Below are 23443 nucleotides of genomic sequence, written 5' to 3' on the forward strand. Positions count from 1 at the left end.
CTTATTGTACTTTAAGTTGCATTTTCGGTAATTAATAAAGATTTAACAAACGTATAAAAAATTAATGATTGCGAAATTTGAGTATCAATAATCTACATGATAAAATCACCAGTAATTTTCAGGGATTTACAATAATTAGATTAAATTTCTGTTAATAATGCTAAATCCCGTTCCGTTAACATTTTTTAGTTATTTTTACGAATTATTTTAAAACACTTGCGCAATCTTTTTCTTCTGATCGGTTTGTTTTTCATGGGCATATTTTCGGCCCATGCGCAAATATTTTCGTGGAAAAATCCAAATATTCCTGAAGACAGTATTAAAAAAGACAGCATCCTTGCAGCCCGTTTTGAACAGGATATTTTCGCAAAAGACACTCTGGATTTTGTAAAAACCAACAACAAAATAATCGTAGATGAGGCAGTACTTGTCAAAAACGACAAAAAAAGATTTTTAGGAGAGCTGAACTCTAAAGGCTCCATCATTCGTGGAATTACATTCGGTAACAACCAGGGACAATCTGTACAGAGTTCCATGGATCTTCAGATTTCCGGAAGGCTTTCTAAGGATGTGACTATTTTAGCAAGTATTTCGGATCATAACCTTCCGATTCAGGCTGATGGCTATACACAAACCCTGGAAGAGTTTGACAAGATTTATATGCAGCTGAATATTAAGGATAAATCGATCCTCAGAGCTGGGCATCTTGATCTTGTAGAATCGAAAAATTATTTTGCAAAATTCCAGAGACGAAGCATGGGGCTTGAGTTTCAGACTGAATTCGGAAAGGATAACAAAACCTTTGTAGATGTTTCCATGGGGGTTGCACGAAGTGAATTTCACAGGGTCCGTTTTCAGGGAGTGGAAGGCAACCAGGGACCCTACCGTTTAACCGGGAAGAATGGTGAGCAGTTTATCACCCTTATTTCCGGCTCCGAGCAGGTGTTTATTGATGGTATTTTAATGAAGCGTGGTGAAAACCAGGATTATGTCATTAATTATAATACCGGAGAGGTAACCTTTACCAGCTTCCGTCCTATTTTTCAGCAGAATTTTATTACAATTTCATATAATTATACGAACAGGAATTACTCCCGATATTTATTTACCGGAAAAGTAGAACATCAGAGAGAGAAGTTTAAAGTAGGAATGAACTGGTTCATGGAAAATGACAACAAAAATGCTCCCCTTTCTTTAAATCTTTCCAAAGAAGATGAACAGATCCTTGCCGATGCCGGTAATGACCTCAATCTGATGTATGCACCATCAGGAGTAGTTACTCCATATGATGTTAATAAAATTCTGTATCGCTTAAATCCAGCCGGAAATTTCTACGAGTTTTCGACAGATCAGAATGAAACACTTTATCAGGTTTCTTTTACTTATTTTGGTATTAATCAGGGGGATTACAAAATTACACAGACAACTAATAACGGCCGCGTTTTTGAGTATGTCGGGAATAATATGGGAGATTATAAAGCGGTAAGAAAACTTCCTTCCCCTCAGAAATCGCAGGTGTATTCGGTAAATTCCGAATATCTTTTAAAAGAGGGTAAAATTGGGGCTGATTTTTCACTGAGCAATTATGATCTGAATTTATTTTCTTCAAAAGATGCCGCTCAAAACATTGGATATGCATGGCGTATTTTCGGAAATAAAAGTTTTACAAAAAATAACTGGAAAGGAACTCCGAGTTTTGAATATCAATATATAGACAAGCAATTTCATATTCTAGACCGTATCAATGATGTAGAATTCTCGAGAGATTTTAACCTGGTACAGGAATTCAGCCAGAGAACTCAAAACAGGTTTATATTCAGCTTTTTAAATAAATGGAACAATAAATCTACTCTGAATTACCGCGTAAACTACCTGGATGAACAGGATACCTACAAAGGGATAAAAAATGATCTTGATCTTAGCTGGATCACAGGAAAGTTCTTTACAAAAGGAAACTTGTCATACCTTAATACGAATGCTACACTTCAGGACACGAAATTCATCCGGGGTGGAGTTTCTACAGAATTTACCGGTAAAAAAGGAAGCTGGGCTATCGGAGGAAGCATGGAACATAATGAGAAGAAGTATAATGATACGCAGCTCATGGATGTTACCAGTTTCAGCTGGAAAGAGATCTTTGTTCAGAAAAAGATCGGTGACAGTACACGCACAAAGCTTCTTGCAAAAGTGTATATGAGAGATAACGACTCTGTACGAAACAACAGGCTGGAAAGTATGAATAATATCCTGGGAATTATGGCAGAAAGCCAGCTGATCAAAACCGAAAGAACTACTTTAAATGCTTTGATACATTATAGAAAATTCTTTTACCAGAATGATGAAGCTGACATGACCCGAAATAATGATTTCGTAGTCGGAAATATTCTATATAATCAGCAATTATTCAGAAACGGGATGCGCCTGCAGGCATTTTATGAACTTGGAAACGGACAGGAAGCACAAAGGGAATTCCAGTATCTTAAAGTAACAGACGGACAGGGTGTCTATAAATGGACCGATTATAACGGAGACGGCATCCAGCAGCTCGATGAATTCGAAATTGCTGAATATTCTGACTTAGCACAATATATCAGGATTTACACCAATTCTGTACGCTATATTCCTTCCAATAAAAATAAAATTCAGCTGGCATTATTCGTTAATCCGTCGATAGTTTTCAATTCTGAAAATGCATTTTTAAAACGATGGAATTTTAATGTTTCGTTGAATTCACAAAACTCTTTTTACAAAAAGGACAAGGTTCTGGTACTGAATCCTTTTGAAAAAAACAGCGATCAGATCTTAAAAAACCAGAATATTCTGGCCTCTGTCCAGTTTAATCCAACTGAAAAATCCGGATGGAACGGAAACTACCGTTTTATTACCAATGATAACCTCATCAATGCCAATTTCAGTAATGAAGAACGTGAGCAGGTTTCTCATTTTATCAATATTGGATATTGGTTTAACAAGGAATTCAGAGTTGATTGGGAAAATTCGATTCACGATCTTAAAAATTCATCCCAGCTATTCGCCACAAGGGATTACCGTTTGAATAATATTGAAACCAAACCGAAGGCCACCTATAAATTTACAGATGCAATCCAGGCGGAACTTTCTTCTGCTTACCGTCAGAAAAAAAGAATAGATGGTGAGGAACTCCTGAAAGCTTTTGATGTAACAGGAACCATTCAGTGGGAACGCAGAAAAACTTCGATCAGGGGAAATTTCTCTTTCATCAATAATGATTTTACCGGAAACAATTTCAGTATTGTAGGAAACCAGATGCTGGACGGTCTTAAACCCGGCAAAAACCAGGTATGGAGTGTTTTTATTCAGCAGGCGATCAACTCTTTCCTTCAGCTTAATTTAAATTATGAGGGAAGGAATTCCGGAGACAGGACCATTCACATCGGAAGTATGCAGGTAAAAGCGAGCTTTTAATTGTGAGGGAGTTTGAGGGTATGAGAGCTTGTGGATGGGGATGGGCTACTGATTGCAAGGTTTTTGTTATCATCTATTTAGTTATTAAAGCCTCTCGTCTCCTATCTTATGTCTGAAATTTAATATCTGTCATTTAAACCTTGCCATTCACTTGTGAAGCAAAAACTCACTATCCACATCAATTTTTTTCAAATAGATATCCACCATTTACAGTCATAGATATTATCATATTTTCAAATGTTTATAATTTCGTAAATTTGCCGAATGGTAAAAATAGGCAATATAGAACTGCCGGAATTTCCGCTTTTGCTGGCTCCGATGGAAGATGTAAGTGATCCTCCGTTCAGACGCCTGTGCAAGATGCACGGGGCAGATCTGATGTATTCAGAATTCATTTCTTCTGAAGGCTTGATTCGTGATGCAATGAAGAGCCGTAAGAAGCTGGATATTTTCGATTATGAAAGACCGGTTGGTATTCAGATCTTTGGTGGAGACGAAGAGGCGATGGCGATGTCTGCAAGGATTGTAGAGACGGTAAACCCGGATCTCGTGGATATTAATTTCGGATGCCCTGTAAAGAAAGTAGTTTGTAAAGGAGCAGGAGCGGGAGTTCTTAAGGATATTGACCTTATGGTACGCCTTACCAAAGCTGTTGTAAGTTCTACTCATCTGCCGGTAACGGTTAAAACCCGTCTGGGATGGGACAGCACCAGTATTAATATAGATGAAGTGGCAGAACGTTTACAGGAAACCGGTATCAAAGCTTTAACGATACATGCCAGAACGCGTGCACAGATGTATAAGGGCGAAGCGGACTGGGAACATATTTCCAGAATAAAACAAAATCCAAATATTGAGATTCCTATTTTCGGAAACGGAGATATTGATTCTCCGGAAAAAGCCCTGGAATACAAACAAAAATATGCATGCGACGGGATTATGATCGGTCGTGCAGCAATTGGGTATCCTTGGATTTTTAATGAGATTAAACATTTTTTCAAAACAGGAGAGCACCTTCCGGAGCCTGTTATTGCAGACCGCTTACTTGCTGTCCGCCAGCACGCAGAATGGAGTGCGGAATGGAAAGGTGAAAAATTGGGTCTTATTGAAATGAGACAGCATTACAGCAATTATTTCCGTGGGGTTCCTCATTTCAAGGAATTCAGGAAAAAATTCCTTGAGGTATTTACTTTGGAAGAAATGGATGCTTTGATTAAAGAGACGCAGCAGTTCTACGAAGAATACCCGGCACAGGTATAAAATAAAAAAACCATCAGATTGATGGTTTTTTTTGTCTTAATATCCTCCTGATGAAGATTCGTTTTTTATTAAATTCAAAGCTGAAGAGGTTCCTATTCTTTTCACTCCCATGCTGATCATTTTCTCGGCATCTTCGGGGGTTCTTACTCCTCCGGCTGCTTTTACAGGAAGCTTTCCTGCGTTATCCAGCATGATTTTTATGCCTTCAAACGTTGCTCCGTTCGGTTTTCCGTCTTCTGTTTGGTAAAAACCTGTAGAAGATTTTACAAAAATGTTCGGCAGATCATTTTCGGAGAAGTTTTCTACCGACCAATCTGAAATATTTTTAGTAATATCCGCAATCTGTGCATCCGTTAATGCCGCAATTTCAATGATCCATTTTGCGATCTTCTGATTCTGCAGAGCAAGTTTTGTACATTTTACAAACTCGTCTTTTACCAGGGCAAGATCTCCTTTGAGATAAGCATTATAATTAACAACAAAATCGAGTTCATCTGCTCCGTCTTCAATTGCTTTTGATGCTTCAGCAAGTTTCTCGTCCACAGTATAAGTTCCTTCATGAAAACCTATTACGGTGCCCACTGCAACATTTGAATGTCTTTCCTGAATATACTTTTTGATATCGGTTACATAATCCGGACGGATCATTACGGCAAAAATACCATGGTCTATGGCCTCCTGCGCAAGCTTTTTATCTATCTGTAATGTTTCTTCGTTTGAAATTCCTGACTGTTCGGGTGTTTTCAAATAGGTTGAATCCAAATATTGGGCAATCTTCATAATCTTTATACTTTCAGTTGTCTGTAAATACCTTGTTCCAAAGATATGAAAGTTTCTGTTCTTGTCACTCCTTTCAGCTTCTGAAGTTTGTTCAGGATCTGCATAAGATGGTCATTGTCTTTACAAAGAACCTTTAAGAATATGGTGTAATTTCCCGTTGTATAATGGGCTTCCACTACCTCATTCACTTCTTGCAGAGATTTTACAACCTCCGGATAGTGGCTGGGCTGGTCCAGAAACATTCCGATATACGAAATTACTTTATATCCGATTTTTTTAGGATTAAGGAATGAAATGGAGTTTTCAATAACTCCCGCATGCTCGAGTTTTTTAATTCTCTGATGTACTGCTGTTGTGGAAATTCCAACATTTTTTGAAATGTGGGCTAAGGACGTTTTAGCATTATCCATCAGCATGTAAATGATTTCTTTGTCAATCGAGTCTAAATGATAACTTGTGTTACTTGAATTTTTCATTTTCTACTTATTATTTATGTTTTTGTTTCTTCAAACTTTACAAAAACCGGAAAGTGGTCGCTGTATCCGCCCAAATACCGGGTACCGGCATAGGTTCGGAAGGGACGTCCTTCAAAATTTTTCACCTGGCTGCTTATTTTTTCAGAATTAAAAATATGGGCACTCTGAAAATTCAAAACATCATTTTCAAAAAGGGATTTTGACATGATGATCTGATCATACAACAGTCCAGACTTATAATGAAAAGTAGAATAATTTCTTGTATTAAACAATTCTTGAAAAGGGTTTACCAGGACCTTCTCGTGCTTATTGTCGTAGAGAATTTTTACTAAATTTTCATCATCAGGGTTTTCGTTAAAATCACCACACAATATTACATGTTCTTTTTCGCTATCTACAATTTTCAGAATCCGGTTATGGATCTCATTAAGAATAAAGTCTCTTTTGGGCTTATTAATATCTTTTTCTCGCTTAGAGGGAAGGTGGGCGATAAAAACATTAATAACAGTTTCTTTATATCTAATTTTAGAAAAAAGTACATCTCTGGTTGTGTCGTAATTCTCTGTGTTTTTTCTGTTTATAATTTCAAAGAAGAAGGTAATAGTTTCTGAGTCTATGATCTCTACTTTGGCTTTATGATATAACATGGCAACATCTACCTTTCTCTCATCCATAGAATTGTAATGTACAATTCCATATTCTGAATTAAAAGGCTCCATTTCCACCAGATCTTCTAAAACTTTCCTTCCGGAAACTTCAGAAAGTCCAATTAAAAATGGGAGATCACCATTTTCCTCCTTCATTAATTGAAAAACGTGTGAAATTTTAAAAAGCTTATTCCTATATCTTCTTTCATCCCAACCTTTCAAGCCTGATTTTGTAGGATCTAACCGGTGAAGAGGCTTCGGGTCAGGTAAAAATAAATTTTCAACATTATAAAAAGAGAACATCTCCATCTGCAAAATTTGCTATCTTAAAATTATCAATTTCTTTTTCGTTGTAAATTTATTATTTTTTTTCAAATTTCATTAATTTATTTATAATATTTTCATCTTAATATTATGTAAGCAATATAAAATATTTAACAAAAAATATCAATAAAAATGCTTTTATAAAGTCAAATTATTAAGCATTTAAATTTATCAACACAAAAAATAAAACTAAAATAATATATAGTTATCCGATTAACACGAAAAAATTTTTAGTCTTTATAAGATATGATGGATAATTTTCACTCATTTCCACTTTACATCAATTCTTATTCTATTTTATCATCAAAATTTCAGAAACGTGAAAAAAAATTGTTTTTTTTACAGTTTTGTGTTATTTTTTTTAGAGCAAATCAGGACGTTTTTCCTGTGTGATCCTTACAGCTTCTTCATGACGCCATTCTTCTATCTGAGCAAAGTTTCCGCTTAGTAATACCTTTGGCACCTCCAGTCCTTTATAAACTTCAGGTCTTGTATAAATAGGCGGCGACAGAAGATCATCCTGAAAACTGTCTGTAAGAGCACTCTGCTCATCATTCAATACTCCGGGAACCAATCTTATAATAGAGTCCGCAAGAACACATGCTGCCAGCTCACCCCCTGTAAGTACATAGTCGCCAATTGAAATTTCTTTGGTAATGTGAAGGTCACGAACTCTCTGATCGATACCTTTATAGTGACCGCAAAGGAAGATCAGATTATTTTTTATGGAAAGGGTATTGGCAATTTTCTGGTTTAAGGTGATACCATCCGGCGTAAGATAAATTACTTCGTCATATTCTCTCTGGGATTTAAGATCAGAAATACATTTATCCAGCGGTTCTATCATCATTACCATTCCTGCTCCGCCTCCATAGGGTTCATCGTCAATCTGTCTGTGCTTATTGATGGCCCAGTCCCTCAGGTGATGGAAATGAACTTCTACTAAACCTTTATCCATTGCCCTTCTTAAAATAGAAGTCTGAAACGGACTTTCCATTAATTCGGGAAGCACGCTTATTATATCAATTCTCATTGTAATGTATCATTTTTCTTATTAGGTGAAATAATTAATCTTAAAGAAGAATCTTTGTTGAAATAGCTCCACATCCAGTTGAAAAAGACCGCAAGCTTATTTCTTACGCTCAGGATCAGCATGAGGTGAAGGAACATCCAGAAATACCAGGCCAGAAACCCCTGGAACTTCATAAACGGAAGATCTACCACAGCCCTGTGTTTTCCAATGGTTGCCAGAGAGCCCTGATCTTTATATTCATACTCTACCCAGTCATTGGTATTCTTCTTCAAGAAATTTTTACCTAAATTTTTTGCTTGATTAATGGCCACATTTGCAACCTGAGGATGCCCCTTCGGATATTTTGGTGTTTCCATATAGGCAATATCCCCAACTGCGTAAATATTGTCGTAACCTTTTATTTTATTAAACCGATCTACTATATATCTGTTTTTTACTAATTTTTCTTCCGGAAATCCGCCCACCACATTTCCTGTAACACCTGCTGCCCAGATTACATTATTGGACGGAATATCTTTTCCGCTCTTTGTGTATACCTTATTACCGTCGTAATCCGTAACAACTTCTCCGCTTAGAAATGTAACACCAAGATCCTTAAGGTATTTTTCAGATTTTTCCTGTGCTTCACTGCTCATTACGGCAAGCGGTTTTTCCGTGGAGCTTACCAAAATGATCTTAAGCTGATCAAAATTCATGTATGGATAATCTCTGGGAAGAATTTCTTTTTTCATCTCGGCAAAAGCTCCCGCCAGCTCTACACCGGTAGGTCCGCTTCCGACAATAACAATATTCCAATTGCCGTCATCGCTTCTGCTTTTTTCAAGAATAAGTTTTTCAAAGGTCATCAGTACATGATTCCTGATGCTTATTGCTTCCTGGGTATTTTTCATCCCGAAAGCCCTCGATTCCATGTCTTTGTTTCCAAAGAAATTGGTTTTGCATCCTGTAGCGATGACCAGTTTATCATAGGTAAACTCTGCTTCATCCGTGATCACCTTATTGTTGGCAGGATCAATTTCTTTAACTTCGGTAAGGCGAAACTGTGTATTCCTGGATTGCTGAAAAATCTTCCGGAAAGGGAAAGAAATATTGGATGGTTCTATCCTCCCGCATGCAACCTGATAAAAAAGCGGCTGAAACATATGATGATTCACCCGGTCCAGAACAATTACTTTTTTATTTCTGTTATTCAATGTTTTAGCAAGCTGCAGCCCCGCAAAGCCCCCTCCTATGATGATGATCTTTTCGCGTGTTTCCATAATACACAAATTTACTGATTTTATTTAGCATTTAGTAGTGAAAAAAGTTAGTTTTGCAAAACTTTATGACACCTAAAAAGTACACCAAAAAGACGGCCAAAAAAGTACATGAGAATCGTCGGAAGAATTATTTTTTCCGGAGAAAAGTAATATTAGCTGTTTTAATTCTTGCTTTAATAGGAACAGGATTTTACCTGAAACAGTCGGTTAGCTATTATTATGCACTGTACTTCAATAAATTCAGACATAAAAAACTACACAACAGTGAAGTGGAAGCAGCAAGGATACAGAAAATCCTTACCGCTAATCTCGATAAAACATATGGTTTTGATGTTTCTCACTATCAGAACAGGGAAGATATCAAATGGGACAGTCTGAGTATTGGAAATAAAACAATTCCACTGGAATTTGTAGTCATGCGTGCCACAATGGGAAACCGAAATGCCGACAAACACTTTGATGAGTTCTGGGTAAAAGCCCAAAAGCATAATCTGATTCGTGGAGCCTACCATTTTTACAGGGCTGATGAGGATCCTGTGATCCAGGCTAATAATTTTTTAGCGAATGTAAAACTGGAAAGCGGTGACCTTCCCCCTATTTTAGATATTGAAAAGATCCCGAAAAGAAAAACAAATAAAAAACTGATAGAAGATTTAAAGGTATGGTGCAAAATCATAGAGGAAACGTATGGGGAAAAACCGATCATCTATACCTATTATCATTACTATAAAGACTTCCTGAAAGGAGAATTTGACGATTATCCGCTCTGGCTGGCGAATTACAATGATGTACCCTCTCCCACTCCCAATGATCATTGGGATTTCTGGCAGTTTACGGAAAATGGTATTGTTCATGGCATTAACACCAAAGTAGATCTTGATATCTATAATGGAAGCACCTGGTCGTTAAAAAGACTTACGCTGGATTGACAGGAAAGGAAGATGGGAGTTCCGAAACCCGAAAGAATTATTTCTCCCGGGTTTAATCAATTTTTAAATTAATTTATAAGTTTAAGAAATAACCGAAGGAAGCCAATTATCAGCAATATCTTCCAGCCTCCCTCTTCCAACCTAAAATTATTTCCCCAGAAATTTTGAAATATCTGCATTCAGCTCATCAGCATTTTCGAAAGGAATCATGTGGGTTGCATTTTTATAGATCTTAAGTTCAGCATGTGGGATCTGTTTGGATATCATTTCAGTATGATCCTGTTTGATCACATCTTTATCACCTGCAATCACCAGAACCGGACTTTGTATTTTTGCCAGATCTTTTTTACTGATATGAGGCTCATTCAGCATAATCTCTACCAACCTGCGTTCGTTGAATTTTCCAGATTTATTCTCTATATTCAGCACCAGAAGCTGATTTTTCATATGAGAAATAAGTCTTTCGTCGACACCTTCAGGAAAAGCATTGGCACCAATGGTAATCAATTTGTTCAGGTTTTCCGGATATTTTAAAGCAAATTCTAATCCTGTGACTCCACCGTCGCTCCATCCGGCAATATTAATTTTATGCAATTCCAGCTTGTCTGCAAGCATTTTTATATCTTCTGCAAATTGGGTATAGGTAAAATCTCTTTCAGAAGTATCAATACTTTTACCCTGCCCTCTGGTATCTACAACAATTACTTTAAACTGTTGGGAAAGAACCGGAATCTGCTGGTAAAAATCCTGGATACTTCCTGAATTCCCATGAAGAAGAAAAAGCGGTTCTCCTTCACCATAAGTTTCGTAATAAAGCTTTGTACCTTTTAATTGAAGATAGCTGCCCGAAGATGCGTTTTTCCCATACACAGAGTTTTTAGATTCCATACTATATTGGGAAACATCTGGGATCAGCCCTTCGAGGTCATCTCCAAAAGCAGCCGTTTCATCTTTGATATTCTTTGCGCTTTTATCCACTTTTACATCGATATTAATGGCTGGGGCTGCCAAGGTTATTTTCTGCCAGTCACCATAAAATTTTCTAATAAATCCCGTTCTGAACAATGCAGCACTGATATTAACCTTTCCGTCAAATTCTTTTAAAAACTGAATTCCGATAAAGAATTTCCCCTGCACCCAGATATTATGATCATTCACATCCAGTGTATAAGTTCCGTCTTTAATCATATCTTCCGTAAGTTCTACTGTGATTTCTTCATCCAGGATATTTTGGTCGGGAAAACCATTTTTTTCGGTATAAAGACTGTATCTCATCAGCACGGGCTTGTCTGAAATATAGCTGGCGATATTCAGGTTGATATTTTTGATCTTGGATCTTCTGCTGGCGTTAAATTCCAAAGCAGTTTCACCAAGAAAATCTTCTTTTTTGAACTTAGGATTCACGGAATACAGAACGCTTTTTGTTTTCGTATTGACGCCCCAGTTTTTATCAACCAGCTTTTTAACTTTAATATTGACCTCCTTTATATTTTTAACTTTTTCTTTTAAAAATATCTGCTGACCATCGTATTTTCTGAAATTCTGTACAGTTTCAGAATAAGGCTCATAGCCGGGAACCTCTATTTTTAGTTTTTTTGATGGATCAAATCCCGAAAGGTTAATAGCAAAATTTCCTTTCTCATCGGAAACAGTACCGGCGTTCTCTTTTTCTACCCCAATTTTTACGTAAGGAATCGGCTGTTTTTCATTTCCGGAAATTACAGTTCCCGAAATCACCTGTGCATTAAGAAAATAGGCTGCTAAAAGTAAGAATAAAGCATTGAGTTTTTTCATAGTATAAGTTTGATGCAAAATTCTTTATTTTCTCCCTTGAATACTCACAATGACTTATTAAATTTGGTTTGTATTTAGTTAAACTTATTTAAAAAAATCACCAGTCTGTGATAGGAATTCTAAAAAATGCATAAACTTTTCTTTTTACAGAATATTCATGATCTCTTCCCATGAATGCACTCTTTTGTAATTTTCATTTTCTATCAGCTCGTTGTGAGGTTGGGTGAAAATTAGTTTTTCTCCGGCAAAATGGTCCAGATTTTTAGGATAATCATCGATCATTACATCACCGTGTACCACCTTTTTGCTTCCACACAAAACAATTTGTTCCCAGCTGATAAACGGAAAATGTTCTGCCAACCAATCAAATTTTTCTCTTAAGCTGTTAGGAAACTCCATCCCAGCAGAAACAATGTAGAGCTCATATTTGTTATTAATGTATTCCAAAGCTGCTCGGCTTCCTTCCATGACAGGAAGCGTTCTGAAAAAGCCAACTTCATTAACGTGTTTTTTTCCATTTGGAAACGCTTCAGTTTCAGGCATTCCTGCCAGATCATTGATTTCAATTTCTCTTCCTGAGTCTCTTTTTTCAAACTGCACCAGCTGATGGTACACATCTGCCATTACCCCGTCCATGTCTACGATTACTTTTTTCATTATTTTAATATGTAATTTTATGAAAGCTTAAACTTACAACATATCAAAAAAAATAAAAAATATCATCTATACAAAATAAAAATTTAAGACAAATTTATCTTATCGCAGCCTATTCAACGAAAGGCTTTCTTTGAATCCATTCTTTTTTAGGATTTAATCCTATGAAAATTCTTTTCATAAATAAATTGACCAAAGAATTATTATGCTTTATCAATCCGAAAATTTCAATAGGTTCCGCACCAATGGTTGATTTTATTTCCAAAGCTGTTCTCCCGAAAATTATTCTTTTAGACTTATTGCTAATTGCGAATTCTACCATATCTAAAAGCATGTTGAGATACAGTTGCCTTTCTTTTTGAATTTCTTTATCATAGCCTAAAAAATAGGTGTCAATATCTTGATTATTGAGGATTAAAGTATAGAATCCAATCAGCTTTTGGTTTAAAAAATATCCAAATACTTTAAAATTTTCATTGATATTTTTCTTCATGCATTCAAAATGATGTTCAGCAAGAAAAAAAGTATTGAATGGGGCATTTTCAGCTACATTTTGATAGAGAATATTCATTTCATCCTGATGCTTTTGTATCTCACCCAAATTCATTTCATGCTTTTCTATATTTTCAAATTTCTTTCGGGCAGAGCGGGCTCTTGTCCTGTATTTTTTAGAAAAATCATTCAAATAATCCTCATACACAGTCCAGCTTTCGTTTATCTTCAATATCATATTAGGCTGAACTGAAAATCGGAAATAGGGCTGATGGTTTTTACTCTGGAAATAGTTGACAAAATTGAACTGATAATCTTTATAAATGATCAAAGACGTTTTTCTGATGTCTTTCTGCATCTTCTGAACCGCCCTGTCCAAAAGTGGAACTACCTGTTCAAAAGTAATTTTGGCAGCATCAAAATAAAATCCATTCTGGCCTGTCAGCATATTGTTTCCCAAGATCATTACATCTTTACTGAATTTTCGGGCAAAGAAATTCCTGATATTGCACCAGACTTCATTTTTCTGAAAGGTCGCATGATTCTGGAAATTTAAATACTGGAATAAAGCACCGCCAATCAAATCATCATTATAAAAGAAACCGGCATAATAGCATTCCATATTGGCAGGCCCGGAAGATTCCAAAATATTGAAATATTCTTTGGAAAGCATAATATTCCGGTTTCCGATCACAGAATTCCACTGTGAAGGTAAATCCGAAACGCTATTGTATATTTTTAAATTATATGACATAAAAAAGGCCACAAATGTAGCCTTATCATTTGGATCGTTAGAATTTTATTTTTGTGTAACCCAATTAAAGCCATCCGGCAAATACCAGCCACAGACAATTCCGCCCATAATGGTGATCGTTATGGTCCAGTATGCAGTATTAATGAAAGTATATTTCCAGGATTTCCTTTCAAACATTGCATTAATTGCAGTAATGGGAAATATCAAAAATACTCCTGCTATAAAACAATGCAAAGCACCGTGACCAAAAGAACGATAGGCCATTCCGTAATCCTTCATGAAGGCAAAAAATGAAGGTTTTGCATTCATTTCATCTCCACCAACCATGCCTAAGGCTCCAAGTTGATGTATTGTAATCATTTGCAGAAAAAAAGCGATCAGAAAAGACAGGATAAATGAAAAGACAAAAATAAATCCCATGTTTGATCCTTTCATTTTTTCTTCTGTCAGCCCCGATTCCTGCATCCAGACAGTTCCGAACATTTTTGGATGATACCAGATAAATCCCATAATAAGTGGAACCAATGCGGCTACAGCAATAGCCAATAAGTTAATTTCCATCATAATATTGCATTTTAATAAGTATATCAAATCTACATTAAAATACAATATAAAATAAACTTTACGTAAATTATAATTCATTTTAACTATAAATTAAAAAGCAAATAGAATAAATTCAATAAAAATCTAATATTACATTCCAATCCCATACTAATTATAAAAAAAATGATTTACGTTTTAAAGATTCTTATATAATGGCATTAGTAAGTTTTAAGTGTGTACATTTTCGTATTTTTGCGGCTCAATTGAATTTTTAAATCAAACCCATTAAATTCCAATGAATTACGTTTCTGTAGAAAATCTTACTAAATCTTATGGCGTCAAAGTTTTGTTCGAAAATATCTCTTTTCATGTGAATGAAGGGGACAAAATAGCCATTGTCGCCAAAAACGGAAGCGGAAAATCTACCCTTCTTAAAATATTAATGGGGAATGAAATTGCAGACAGCGGGACTGTAAATATTAATAAAGATATCCAGGTGGTTTTATTTGACCAAGAGATTGAATTTGATTCTGATCTAACGATTGATGAGTTTATGATGACGCTTGATTCTGCGCCTATTCAGGCTCTGAAAAATTATCATCAATCTCTGCTCTCCACAGATTATGATTTCATTGAAAAAGCTTTGGCTGAAATGGAAATTCATAAAGCATGGGATCTGGAGAATGATATGAAACAAATTCTCTCCCAGCTGAAAATCACTGACCTGGAAGCAAAAATGGGAACCCTTTCCGGTGGACAGATCAAACGTGTTGCTTTAGCAAAACTACTGACTGAGACAAGAGCGGAACACCGTCATACTCTTCTGATCATGGATGAGCCAACCAACCACCTTGATGTGGAAATGGTAGAATGGCTCGAAAGTTATTTAAGTAAAGCGAAAATTACCTTAATACTGGTAACCCACGACAGATATTTCCTGGATGCAGTTTGTGGCATCATCTGGGAAATGGAGGATAAAAATCTGTATTTCCATAATGGTTCTTATGCAACCTATCTTGAAAACAAGATGATTCGTGAGGATAATATGAATGCAACCATCGACAAGGCCAACAATCTTTACAGAAAAGAACTGGAATGGATGCGAAGACAGCCCAAAGCAAGAACTACAAAATCGAAATCCAGACAGGATGATTTTTACGAAACTGAAAAAATAGCTAAAACCGACACCAGAAAAGAATCTCTGGAACTTGATTTTGAAATGAAAAGGCTCGGAAACAAGATTCTGGAACTCCGAAATATTTCTAAAAGTTATGGTGAGAAATTATTATTAAAAGATTTCAGCTATCAGTTTCAACGGGGTGAAAAAGTAGGAATTGTAGGAAAAAACGGAGCCGGAAAATCTACATTACTGAATATTATCCAGGGGCTTGAACCTAAAGATTCCGGGGAAATTGAAACGGGTGAAACAATCAAATTCGGATATTTTTCACAAAAAGGGCTGAAGTATAAAGAAGATGAAAGAGTTATTGATTTTATCAAGGAAATTTCTGAAAATTTTCCTTTAGCCAACGGAAGAACAATCTCTGCATCACAGTTTTTGAGATTATTCTTATTTGATGACCAGACACAATATTCGCCTATTTCGAAACTTTCAGGAGGGGAAAAAAGGAGACTGCATTTAATGTATATTCTGTATCAGAATCCTAACTTTCTGATATTTGATGAACCTACCAACGATCTGGATCTTCCGACTTTAACCGTGCTGGAAAATTTCCTGTTGAATTTTCAAGGCAGCTTAATTATTGTATCTCACGACAGGTATTTCATGGACAGAATTGTTGATCATATTTTAGCTTTTGAAGGAGAAGGAAAGATCAGAGATTTTATCGGAAACTTTTCAGAATACAGGGAAGCTAAAAGCCGCGAGGATGCACTGGAAAAAAATGCAGTATCCAAACCGGAACCTGTAAAAGAAATTGTTGCAGTACCAGAGATTCAGCAACCTGCTTCTCAAAAAAGAAAAATGTCTTTTAAGGAGCAAAGGGAACTGGAAACGATAGAAAAAGAAATGCCTGAGCTTGAACAGCAACGTGCTAAGATCATGGATCAGCTAAATAATGAAACAGACTATGAAAAAGTCTCTCAACTTTCTGCCGAATTAGAAACTATTTCTGAAAAGCTTGAAAACTATGAGATGAGATGGCTGGAACTTCAGGAAATATAATAAGTGAGAGTGTTTGAGAGTGGGAGTGTTTGAGTGTTAAGGAAATTCTAAATATCAAATACTTTTACACTCAAACACTCCCACTCTCAAACTCCTCTACCCTACAGGTATACTATTTTCCCTTCTTTTGAACTTTCCAGGGATGCATCTATGATTTTCATATTCTGGACAACCTCTCTTCCCTGAGATGGTAATGCATATCCGAAAACGATATATTCATAAATCTGCTGATAATAATTCATATAGTTCCCGGGTTCGCTGGCAGTCAGCATTCTTTCGGTTTCTGAGCTTTCATTTACGAAATTTAAAATCCCGTCCGTCCCTTTTAAAGGCTCTGTCCATTCTTTGCCATAAACCGGTATGGCTCCTGCAACCAGTTCATTTTCCTGATTATCGGTTCTTTCCTGCAGGAAGCTTCCTTTTTCTCCGTGAATAGCGTAGGCATAATGAGCTTCTTTGGTAAATACAGATGATTTCAGCCTTACTCTTAAATTGTTTTTGTAATAAAGCAGAATTTCAAAATAATCATTGGCATATTCCTGTCCTTTCATGGAAAACACATCAGCAAAAAGCTTTTCAGGATATCCAAAATATTGGACGGCCTGATCTACAAGATGGGCACCAAGATCATGCAGGGAACCTGAACCCGACTGCTGTGGATCTTCTTTATGCTGTTTTCCGCTGGGTGTAGTACGGAACCTGTCGAAACGGATTTCGGCTTCTTTAATATCTCCTAATTTGCCGTCATTCAATATTTTATGAACCTGCAGAAAATCGCGGTCGAATCTTCTGTTTTGATAAACACTCAGAAACAGTCCTTTTTCTTCCGCCAGATTCACAAGCTCTTCTGCTTCTGAAACACTAACGGTGAAGGGTTTTTCAACAATTATATTTTTTCCTGCTTCAAGTGCCATCTTTGCATATTCATAATGGGTCTGTACAGGTGTATTGATAATCACAAGTTCAATATCTGCATTCTGAAGCATTTCTTCTACCGAACGGTAAATAGTTGCTTCCGGATATTTTTCTTTTGACTCTTCTTTACTTCTCTCTACTACGGCAGCCATAAAAAATCCGGGATGTTCTTTCAAAAATGGAGCATGAAATATTTTTCCGCTCATTCCAAAGGCACAAAGTCCTGCTTTTATCAATTGCATACTATATAATTTTCAACAAATATATTCAATAATCCCCAGTTTAAGAAGGCATAGAAGCAATCGGTTCTTTTACAGCATTCATAAAGTATGATTTAAATCATTTTATTATTTTTATCAATTCTAAATTAATATTTCAAAAAACCTTATTTTTGCCGCTATTTAAAACTAGTCTACATAAAAATAAAATGAATAAACAACTTGCATCTATAGGATTTTTATTGGCAGCCTTATCTTTAAGTGCTCAATTGAAAAATATTGAAGCCGATACCATCAGAACCCAAACCATTGAAGACATTAATCTTCATAAGACAGGAAATCCAAACCAGGCAAGGACTTTATCCACTAAGTCTACCCTTACGGTAATGGAAAACCCTCAAGCTATCTCCATTGTAACTCATGAAATTATTGAGCAACAACAGGCCAAGCAGCTGAGCGATGTTCTTCAGAATGTAAATGGTATGTACATTACTTCATCCAGAGGAAATTCTCAGGACAGTTTTGGGGGACGTGGTTTTATTTTGGGAAATGATAATATTTTTAAAAACGGTACAAGGGTTAACAGTGGTGTTTTTCCTGAAGTAAGTGGTCTGGAAAGAGTTGAAGTACTGAAAGGAGCCAATGCCATGCTGTACGGAAATACAGCTGCAGGAGGAATCATTAATATGATCACTAAGAAGCCTAAATTTAATTTTGGAGGAAGTGTAGGACTGAATGGTGGAAGCTGGAATTCTTATAAGCCAACAGTTGATATTTATGGGCCTTTATCTAAAAATATTGCATTCAGAGTCAATGGTGCCTATGAATATGCTGAAAGTTTCAGAGATGTTGTACAGTCTGAGAAATACTATTTCAATCCTTCATTTTTATTCAATTTGAGTCCGAAATCACAATTGATTGTAGAAGCGGATTATCTTAAAAATAATTTTACTCCCGATTTTGGGATTGGTTCTATTACCAATGCTGACAAAAGCTACTCTATGAATAATCTGCTGTCCAGAAATGCATTCCTGGGAACAGATTGGCAGTATCAAAATGTAGAACAACTATCAACTAACATCACGTTCAATCATCAGTTCAGCGAAAGATGGTCATTGAATGCCACTGCTTCTTATCAAAATTACACTAAGGATTATTTTTCCACAGAAAGGATACAATGGGAATATACAACCGGTAATCGATTAGCATGGAAAAGACCTTTAAACAGAACTTACAACGAACAAAATTACACATCGTTCCAGGCTAATATCAATGGGGAATTCAACACCGGAAAAATTAATCATAAAGTTTTAATAGGAGCAGATGCTGATTATGGCATTGCCGATTCTTACACCTATTATGATCCCACTATCGCAGATCCTAAAAAGGCATTATATGGAACGGCTTATTTGTTCGGTACAAACGGAAACCCTAACGGCTCAGTTTATTTGGATGATCCGTCTACATGGGCAGGTGGTAGTATGCCTACTTCGGAACATGTAGCAAAATTTGAACGTTCAAGAATTCCTACACAGAGAATAGGAGTATATGCTCAGGATTTCATCAGTATTTCAAAGCAATTTAAGGTACTTGCAGGCTTAAGATGGTCTTATGTAGAAAACAAAAGTACAAGAAAAGAAAACTTCAAGGACAATACTACCCCTTATGTTCCGTTCTCAAGTTCTTCCGATATGGCTATATCGCCAAAAGCAGGTATAGTATATATGCCAAATGATAATTTATCAGTATTCGCAACCTATACCAACTCATTCTCCAATAATGTTGGTTTAGATAGACAAGATCAAGCTCTTAAGCCTACTTATATTGATCAGTATGAAGTAGGAGCAAAGAAAAACCTGTGGAATAATGCCTTGGCTATTAACCTTACTGTTTACCAGATTTTATACAAAAATTATTATCAGGTTGCTTTAGATGATAAAGGATTACAGATAGACCCTAACGGACTTTTAAAAGATTTTGCCGGAAAAATGAGGAGCCGCGGTGTGGAATTGGATATTACAGGAAACCCAAATGAAAATTTATCCATTATAGGTGGTTTCTCGTATAATAATTCAGTTTATCTTGATACTCCTGAACAATTTGGATATGTAGAAGAGCAGAGACTGGTAAGAACTCCAGCCACCACAGCCAATGCCTCGGTATTTTATAAATTCACACGTTTTGCTAAAGGATTAAAAATAGGCGCTGGGGCTTACTATATTGGTGATCGTCTTGCCGGATGGAATGATACAAAGACCGGAAGCAATAGTTTAGCTGCGAGAAATGGAGTAAGCAGAGTATTTGAATTAAAGGATTACACTACCGTATCTGTATCTGTAGGCTACGAATGGAAGAAATTCTCTATCCAGGGGAAAGTGGGTAACCTGTTCGATGTAGTGAATTACAATGTACATGAAAATTATTCTGTAAATCCTATTACGCCAAGAAACTATTATTTTACGCTTACCTACAAGCTTTAGAATTAAATATTATATAATTTCATCATTCAAAGTGGAAATTGCAAAAATGCAATTTCCATTTTTAAATATAAAAAAAGACATACAATATGGATAAGATCAAGGACACAAGAAGTTTTATGAGAGTTACACACCGCTATCTGGGGTATTTTCTTGCAGGAATAATGGCCATTTATGCATTGAGCGGAATTTTGCTTGTTTACAGGGACACCGATTTTCTAAAAAAAGAGAAAAAATACGATAAAACAGTCGCTGTCAATCTTACAGAGAAAGAGCTTGGAAAAGAACTGAAAATCAAAGGTCTTGAAGCAGAAAAAACGGAAGGTACTGTTATCTATTTTAAACAGGGTACTTACGATGCATCTACCGGAAAGGCAAAATACTCTAAAAAAGAACTTCCTTTTGTACTGGACAAAATGGTGAAACTTCATAAATCCCAGTCAAAAGAGACCTTATCACCACTGAATACATTTTTCGGGATCTCTTTATTCTTTTTTGTGGTTTCCAGTTTCTGGATGTTTAATCCCAAAACAAAAGCTTTCAAACGCGGAATAAAATTCACTATTGCAGGCCTTATTATTTCGGTGATTCTTTTGTGTATTTAAATTACAAAATCATCAAAAAAAAGACCAAATAATTCACATTTCGATTACCTGAAAATTAACATTTATTCTGAGTTTTTATCTAAAATTAAGAAGCTTGGCACATTTCTTGTTTTTTCTTTAATCTACAAATGGTAACATTTAATTATTAAAATAATAAATTATGAAAAAACTAATTTTTGCAGGAATATTGGCAGCAACAGGTTTGACTGCAACAGCTAACGCTCAAATTCAACAAGGTAACTGGCTGGTAGGAAGCAGCTTAATATCAAGTAATTTTGGTTTAAATACTGGTGGAGGATACAATATTGGTTTACAGCCAAAAGGTGCTTACTTCATTAAAGATAATGTAGCTGTGGGTGGATATGTAGATTTAGGGATCAATAAAGTTACCAATGGCAGCCCTACTGAATTCACTTATGGTGTAGGTGGTTTGGGTCGTTACTACCTATCTCCGGGAGAAAAGGGTGTTGATAATTTGCTACACCACGGAAGATGGTTCCTTGAAGGTAATGTAGGTATCGGAGGTAGATCAGTTGAAAATGCAGATTCTACAACTGGTTTAGATTTTGGTGCAGGTCCTGGTTATTCTTATTTTATTACTCCTAACATCGGTATTGAAGGTTTAGTAAAATACAAAGGCAGAGCAGGATTTGGTAGCGAAGGATTAAACTCAAATATTACATTCAACTTAGGATTCAGTATTTATTTACCGACTTCAAAAGCTAAAGAAGTAGCTAATGATTTAAAATAATCACTTTATATTCACTTGAATAAAAAAATGAAATCGCCCCGAAATATTTCGGGGCGATTTTCGTACAAATTAAAACTAAACTATAAAAAATCAAATAAATCATGTATTAGGTTGAGGCGTATATCTCAGATACGGCTTTATTTCTGTCACTCCTTTTGGGAATATCTTTCTGGCATCTTCTGTAGAAATAGCAGGCGGTACAATAACATCATCACCATTTTCCCAATTGACAGGAGTAGCTACTTTATGCGAGTCAACCAGCTGAAGAGAATCCAGGACTCTTAAGATCTCATTAAAATTCCTTCCTGTAGAAGCCGGGTAAGTAATGGATTAACCTTACTTTTTTATCGGGATCAATGATCAGCAAAGAACGTACGGTAGCTGTAGCAGAAGCGTTCGGATGGATAAAATCATAGAGTTCCGAAATTTTCCGGTCTTTATCTGCAATAATAGGAAACTGTACATCCGTATTCTGGGTTTCATTAATATCTTTAATCCAGCTTTGATGATCCTCTACTCCATCTACACTTAAAGCAATCACTTTTGTTCCTCTTTTATCAAATTCAGATTTCAGCTTTGAGGTGTATCCCAACTCTGTAGTGCATACCGGAGTATAATCTGCAGGATGTGAGAATAAAATTCCCCAAGAATTCCCTAAGAATTCATGAAATCTAATATCGCCTAAAGATGTTTCGGCTTGAAAGTCCGGTGCTGTATCTCCTAATTTAAGTGACATAATATTTTGCTTTGTTAGTCTACAAATTTAGTAGACTTTTTGAAACTGGCAAAATTTTTGTTGAATTTTTTCTATCTTTAATAAATTTTTTTTCATGCAGAACAATGGTTACAGCTACGTAGATGTTATTTACAGGGTTTTGGAGAGCTGGTATATGAGGTTTGCCGAGCTTACACCGAAACTTATTGTCGGAATTTTAGTATTTTCTTTTTTTCTTGTTACCAGTAAATACTTAAGCTTAGGTGCCGTAAAATTATTTCACAAATTTTTCCCTAAAAGCCAGAAAGAAAGTTCCCTGGTTACTTTAATAAGCATATTCAGATTTCTGATCATGATGATGGGAACCTTTATTGCGCTCGAAATCATGGGCTTTAGTGGTTTCCTTTGGAAGTTTATCGGAAGCTTAGGGGTAGCCGGGGTGATTGCCGGGGTTGCTTTGAAAGATCTGGTATCCAGTATTTTTTCTGGAATGCTCATTGGAATTGATAAAGCATTTAAAATAGGGGATTATATAACGATCGGAGCACATTCCGGAACAGTTCAGGAAATTGGTTTTTTAACAACAAAAATCATTACCGATGACGGAAAGAAAGCTTACATCCCCAATCAGGTAATTTTCAATGCTCCTTTTTACAATATTACAGCATCGCCGCAGCGCAGAATTATTTTAAACTTCGAGATCCCTGCGGATGAAGATATCAGCAAAGCTCAGAAGGGGATGTTGGATGTCATTAAAAGCCTGGATGGTGTAGACAGGCTGGATACTTCGGAAGTGATCTTTACCGACTTAAAACAGGGCAATTTTAATCTCCAGGCTAAATTCTGGATGAAAGTAGGAGCCAACATAGTTCAGGTAAAAAGTGAAGCCTATCTGAAAATCAAGCAGCGTCTGGATGCAGATAATATCCAGCTGGTAACTCCTACAAGTATCAGCATTACGAATGGAGAATCTCTTCCTGCCGAAAATCAGGACAAATAAAATATCAGCCGCTTTTTTTAAGCGGTTTTTTTATGCTTCAAATTATTTCTGATACTTTGATTTAAAGATACATCTCTGATGTTATCGGGCTACAAAAAATTAAATTCAACCACAAAAGTCACAAAAGTTCTTTGACACTTAAGTTATTTTAAACTTAAGTGTACTTATTGTTTTCAGGATGGTAAAAC

At 36.0% G+C, this 23443-nt stretch carries 18 protein-coding genes and 1 pseudogene; 8 read left to right on the forward strand and 11 right to left on the reverse strand.

Going from position 1 to position 23443, the window contains the following annotated elements; genetic code table 11:
• Positions 1–252 precede the first annotated feature (252 nt).
• The gene (locus DRF61_RS06125; protein WP_111955131.1) at positions 253–3444 is read left to right on the forward strand and encodes a hypothetical protein; all 3192 of its coding nucleotides are present in this window, start codon (positions 253–255) and stop codon (positions 3442–3444) included.
• Between the two features lie 264 nt (positions 3445–3708).
• Positions 3709–4704: a tRNA dihydrouridine synthase DusB gene (dusB, locus tag DRF61_RS06130; protein WP_111955133.1), complete on the forward strand. Its 996-nt coding sequence runs from the start codon at positions 3709–3711 to the stop codon at positions 4702–4704.
• A 36-nt stretch (positions 4705–4740) separates the two neighbouring features.
• Here the strand turns inward: dusB and deoC are convergent, their stop codons facing one another.
• The 5 genes from deoC to DRF61_RS06155 form a co-directional block, all read right to left on the reverse strand.
• On the reverse strand, positions 4741–5487 hold the full coding sequence (deoC, locus tag DRF61_RS06135; RefSeq protein WP_111955135.1) for a deoxyribose-phosphate aldolase: 747 nt from the start codon (positions 5485–5487) through the stop codon (positions 4741–4743).
• Positions 5488–5489: 2 nt separating this feature from the next.
• On the reverse strand, positions 5490–5960 hold the full coding sequence (locus DRF61_RS06140) for an Lrp/AsnC ligand binding domain-containing protein (protein ID WP_111955137.1): 471 nt from the start codon (positions 5958–5960) through the stop codon (positions 5490–5492).
• Positions 5961–5974: 14 nt separating this feature from the next.
• The gene (locus DRF61_RS06145; protein ID WP_111955139.1) at positions 5975–6916 is read right to left on the reverse strand and encodes an endonuclease/exonuclease/phosphatase family protein; all 942 of its coding nucleotides are present in this window, start codon (positions 6914–6916) and stop codon (positions 5975–5977) included.
• A 376-nt stretch (positions 6917–7292) separates the two neighbouring features.
• Positions 7293–7964 carry a tRNA (guanosine(37)-N1)-methyltransferase TrmD gene (gene trmD / locus DRF61_RS06150; RefSeq protein WP_111955141.1) on the reverse strand — a complete coding sequence of 224 codons (672 nt, stop codon included), beginning with the start codon at positions 7962–7964 and terminating at the stop codon, positions 7293–7295.
• Complete coding sequence (locus DRF61_RS06155; RefSeq protein ID WP_111955143.1) at positions 7961–9223, reverse strand: NAD(P)/FAD-dependent oxidoreductase; 1263 nt, start codon at positions 9221–9223, stop codon at positions 7961–7963. The genes trmD and DRF61_RS06155 overlap by 4 nt, the downstream gene beginning before the upstream one ends.
• 65 nt (positions 9224–9288) lie before the next feature.
• Here DRF61_RS06155 and DRF61_RS06160 point away from each other — a divergent pair, with 65 nt between their 5' ends.
• On the forward strand, positions 9289–10152 hold the full coding sequence (locus DRF61_RS06160) for a glycoside hydrolase family 25 protein (protein WP_111955145.1): 864 nt from the start codon (positions 9289–9291) through the stop codon (positions 10150–10152).
• 147 nt (positions 10153–10299) lie between these two features.
• Here DRF61_RS06160 and DRF61_RS06165 read toward each other — a convergent pair whose 3' ends face one another.
• The 4 genes from DRF61_RS06165 to DRF61_RS06180 all read right to left on the reverse strand — a co-directional run bounded on the left by DRF61_RS06165 (position 10300) and on the right by DRF61_RS06180 (position 14410).
• Complete coding sequence (locus DRF61_RS06165) at positions 10300–11946, reverse strand: alpha/beta fold hydrolase (protein WP_111955147.1); 1647 nt, start codon at positions 11944–11946, stop codon at positions 10300–10302.
• 144 nt (positions 11947–12090) lie between these two features.
• Entirely contained in the window at positions 12091–12603 is a 513-nt protein-coding gene (locus DRF61_RS06170) for a 5' nucleotidase, NT5C type (protein ID WP_111955149.1), read from the reverse strand.
• A gap of 109 nt (positions 12604–12712) precedes the next feature.
• Entirely contained in the window at positions 12713–13846 is a 1134-nt protein-coding gene (locus tag DRF61_RS06175; protein WP_111955151.1) for an 8-amino-7-oxononanoate synthase, read from the reverse strand.
• 45 nt (positions 13847–13891) lie between these two features.
• Positions 13892–14410, reverse strand: coding sequence for a DUF1761 domain-containing protein (locus tag DRF61_RS06180; RefSeq protein WP_307724885.1), 519 nt, complete (start codon positions 14408–14410; stop codon positions 13892–13894).
• Positions 14411–14684: 274 nt separating this feature from the next.
• Here DRF61_RS06180 and DRF61_RS06185 point away from each other — a divergent pair, with 274 nt between their 5' ends.
• Positions 14685–16574 (forward strand): ABC-F family ATP-binding cassette domain-containing protein, encoded by a 1890-nt coding sequence (locus DRF61_RS06185; protein ID WP_111955153.1) that lies wholly within the window; start codon positions 14685–14687, stop codon positions 16572–16574.
• Between the two features lie 101 nt (positions 16575–16675).
• On the opposite strand, the gene DRF61_RS06190 is transcribed toward DRF61_RS06185, so the two are convergent.
• Complete coding sequence (locus tag DRF61_RS06190) at positions 16676–17731, reverse strand: Gfo/Idh/MocA family oxidoreductase (protein WP_111955155.1); 1056 nt, start codon at positions 17729–17731, stop codon at positions 16676–16678.
• Between the two features lie 185 nt (positions 17732–17916).
• Between DRF61_RS06190 and DRF61_RS06195 the strand changes: the two genes are divergently transcribed.
• The 3 genes from DRF61_RS06195 to DRF61_RS06205 all read left to right on the forward strand — a co-directional run bounded on the left by DRF61_RS06195 (position 17917) and on the right by DRF61_RS06205 (position 21540).
• Entirely contained in the window at positions 17917–20187 is a 2271-nt protein-coding gene (locus tag DRF61_RS06195; protein WP_111955157.1) for a TonB-dependent siderophore receptor, read from the forward strand.
• 86 nt (positions 20188–20273) lie between these two features.
• Positions 20274–20789, forward strand: coding sequence for a hypothetical protein (locus DRF61_RS06200; RefSeq protein WP_111955159.1), 516 nt, complete (start codon positions 20274–20276; stop codon positions 20787–20789).
• A 160-nt stretch (positions 20790–20949) separates the two neighbouring features.
• Positions 20950–21540, forward strand: coding sequence for a hypothetical protein (locus tag DRF61_RS06205; protein ID WP_111955161.1), 591 nt, complete (start codon positions 20950–20952; stop codon positions 21538–21540).
• 99 nt (positions 21541–21639) lie between these two features.
• On the opposite strand, the pseudogene DRF61_RS06210 reads toward DRF61_RS06205, so the two are convergent.
• Positions 21640–22279: pseudogene (locus DRF61_RS06210) on the reverse strand (peroxiredoxin).
• 91 nt (positions 22280–22370) lie between these two features.
• On the opposite strand from DRF61_RS06210, the gene DRF61_RS06215 reads away from it, so the two are divergent.
• Positions 22371–23255, forward strand: a complete 885-nt coding sequence (locus DRF61_RS06215) for a mechanosensitive ion channel family protein (RefSeq protein ID WP_111955163.1) — start codon at positions 22371–22373, stop codon at positions 23253–23255.
• The last annotated feature ends 188 nt before the right edge of the window (positions 23256–23443 follow it).

Origin of the sequence: Chryseobacterium lathyri (genome assembly GCF_003290185.1) — a bacterium.
GTDB lineage: Bacteria > Bacteroidota > Bacteroidia > Flavobacteriales > Weeksellaceae > Chryseobacterium > Chryseobacterium lathyri.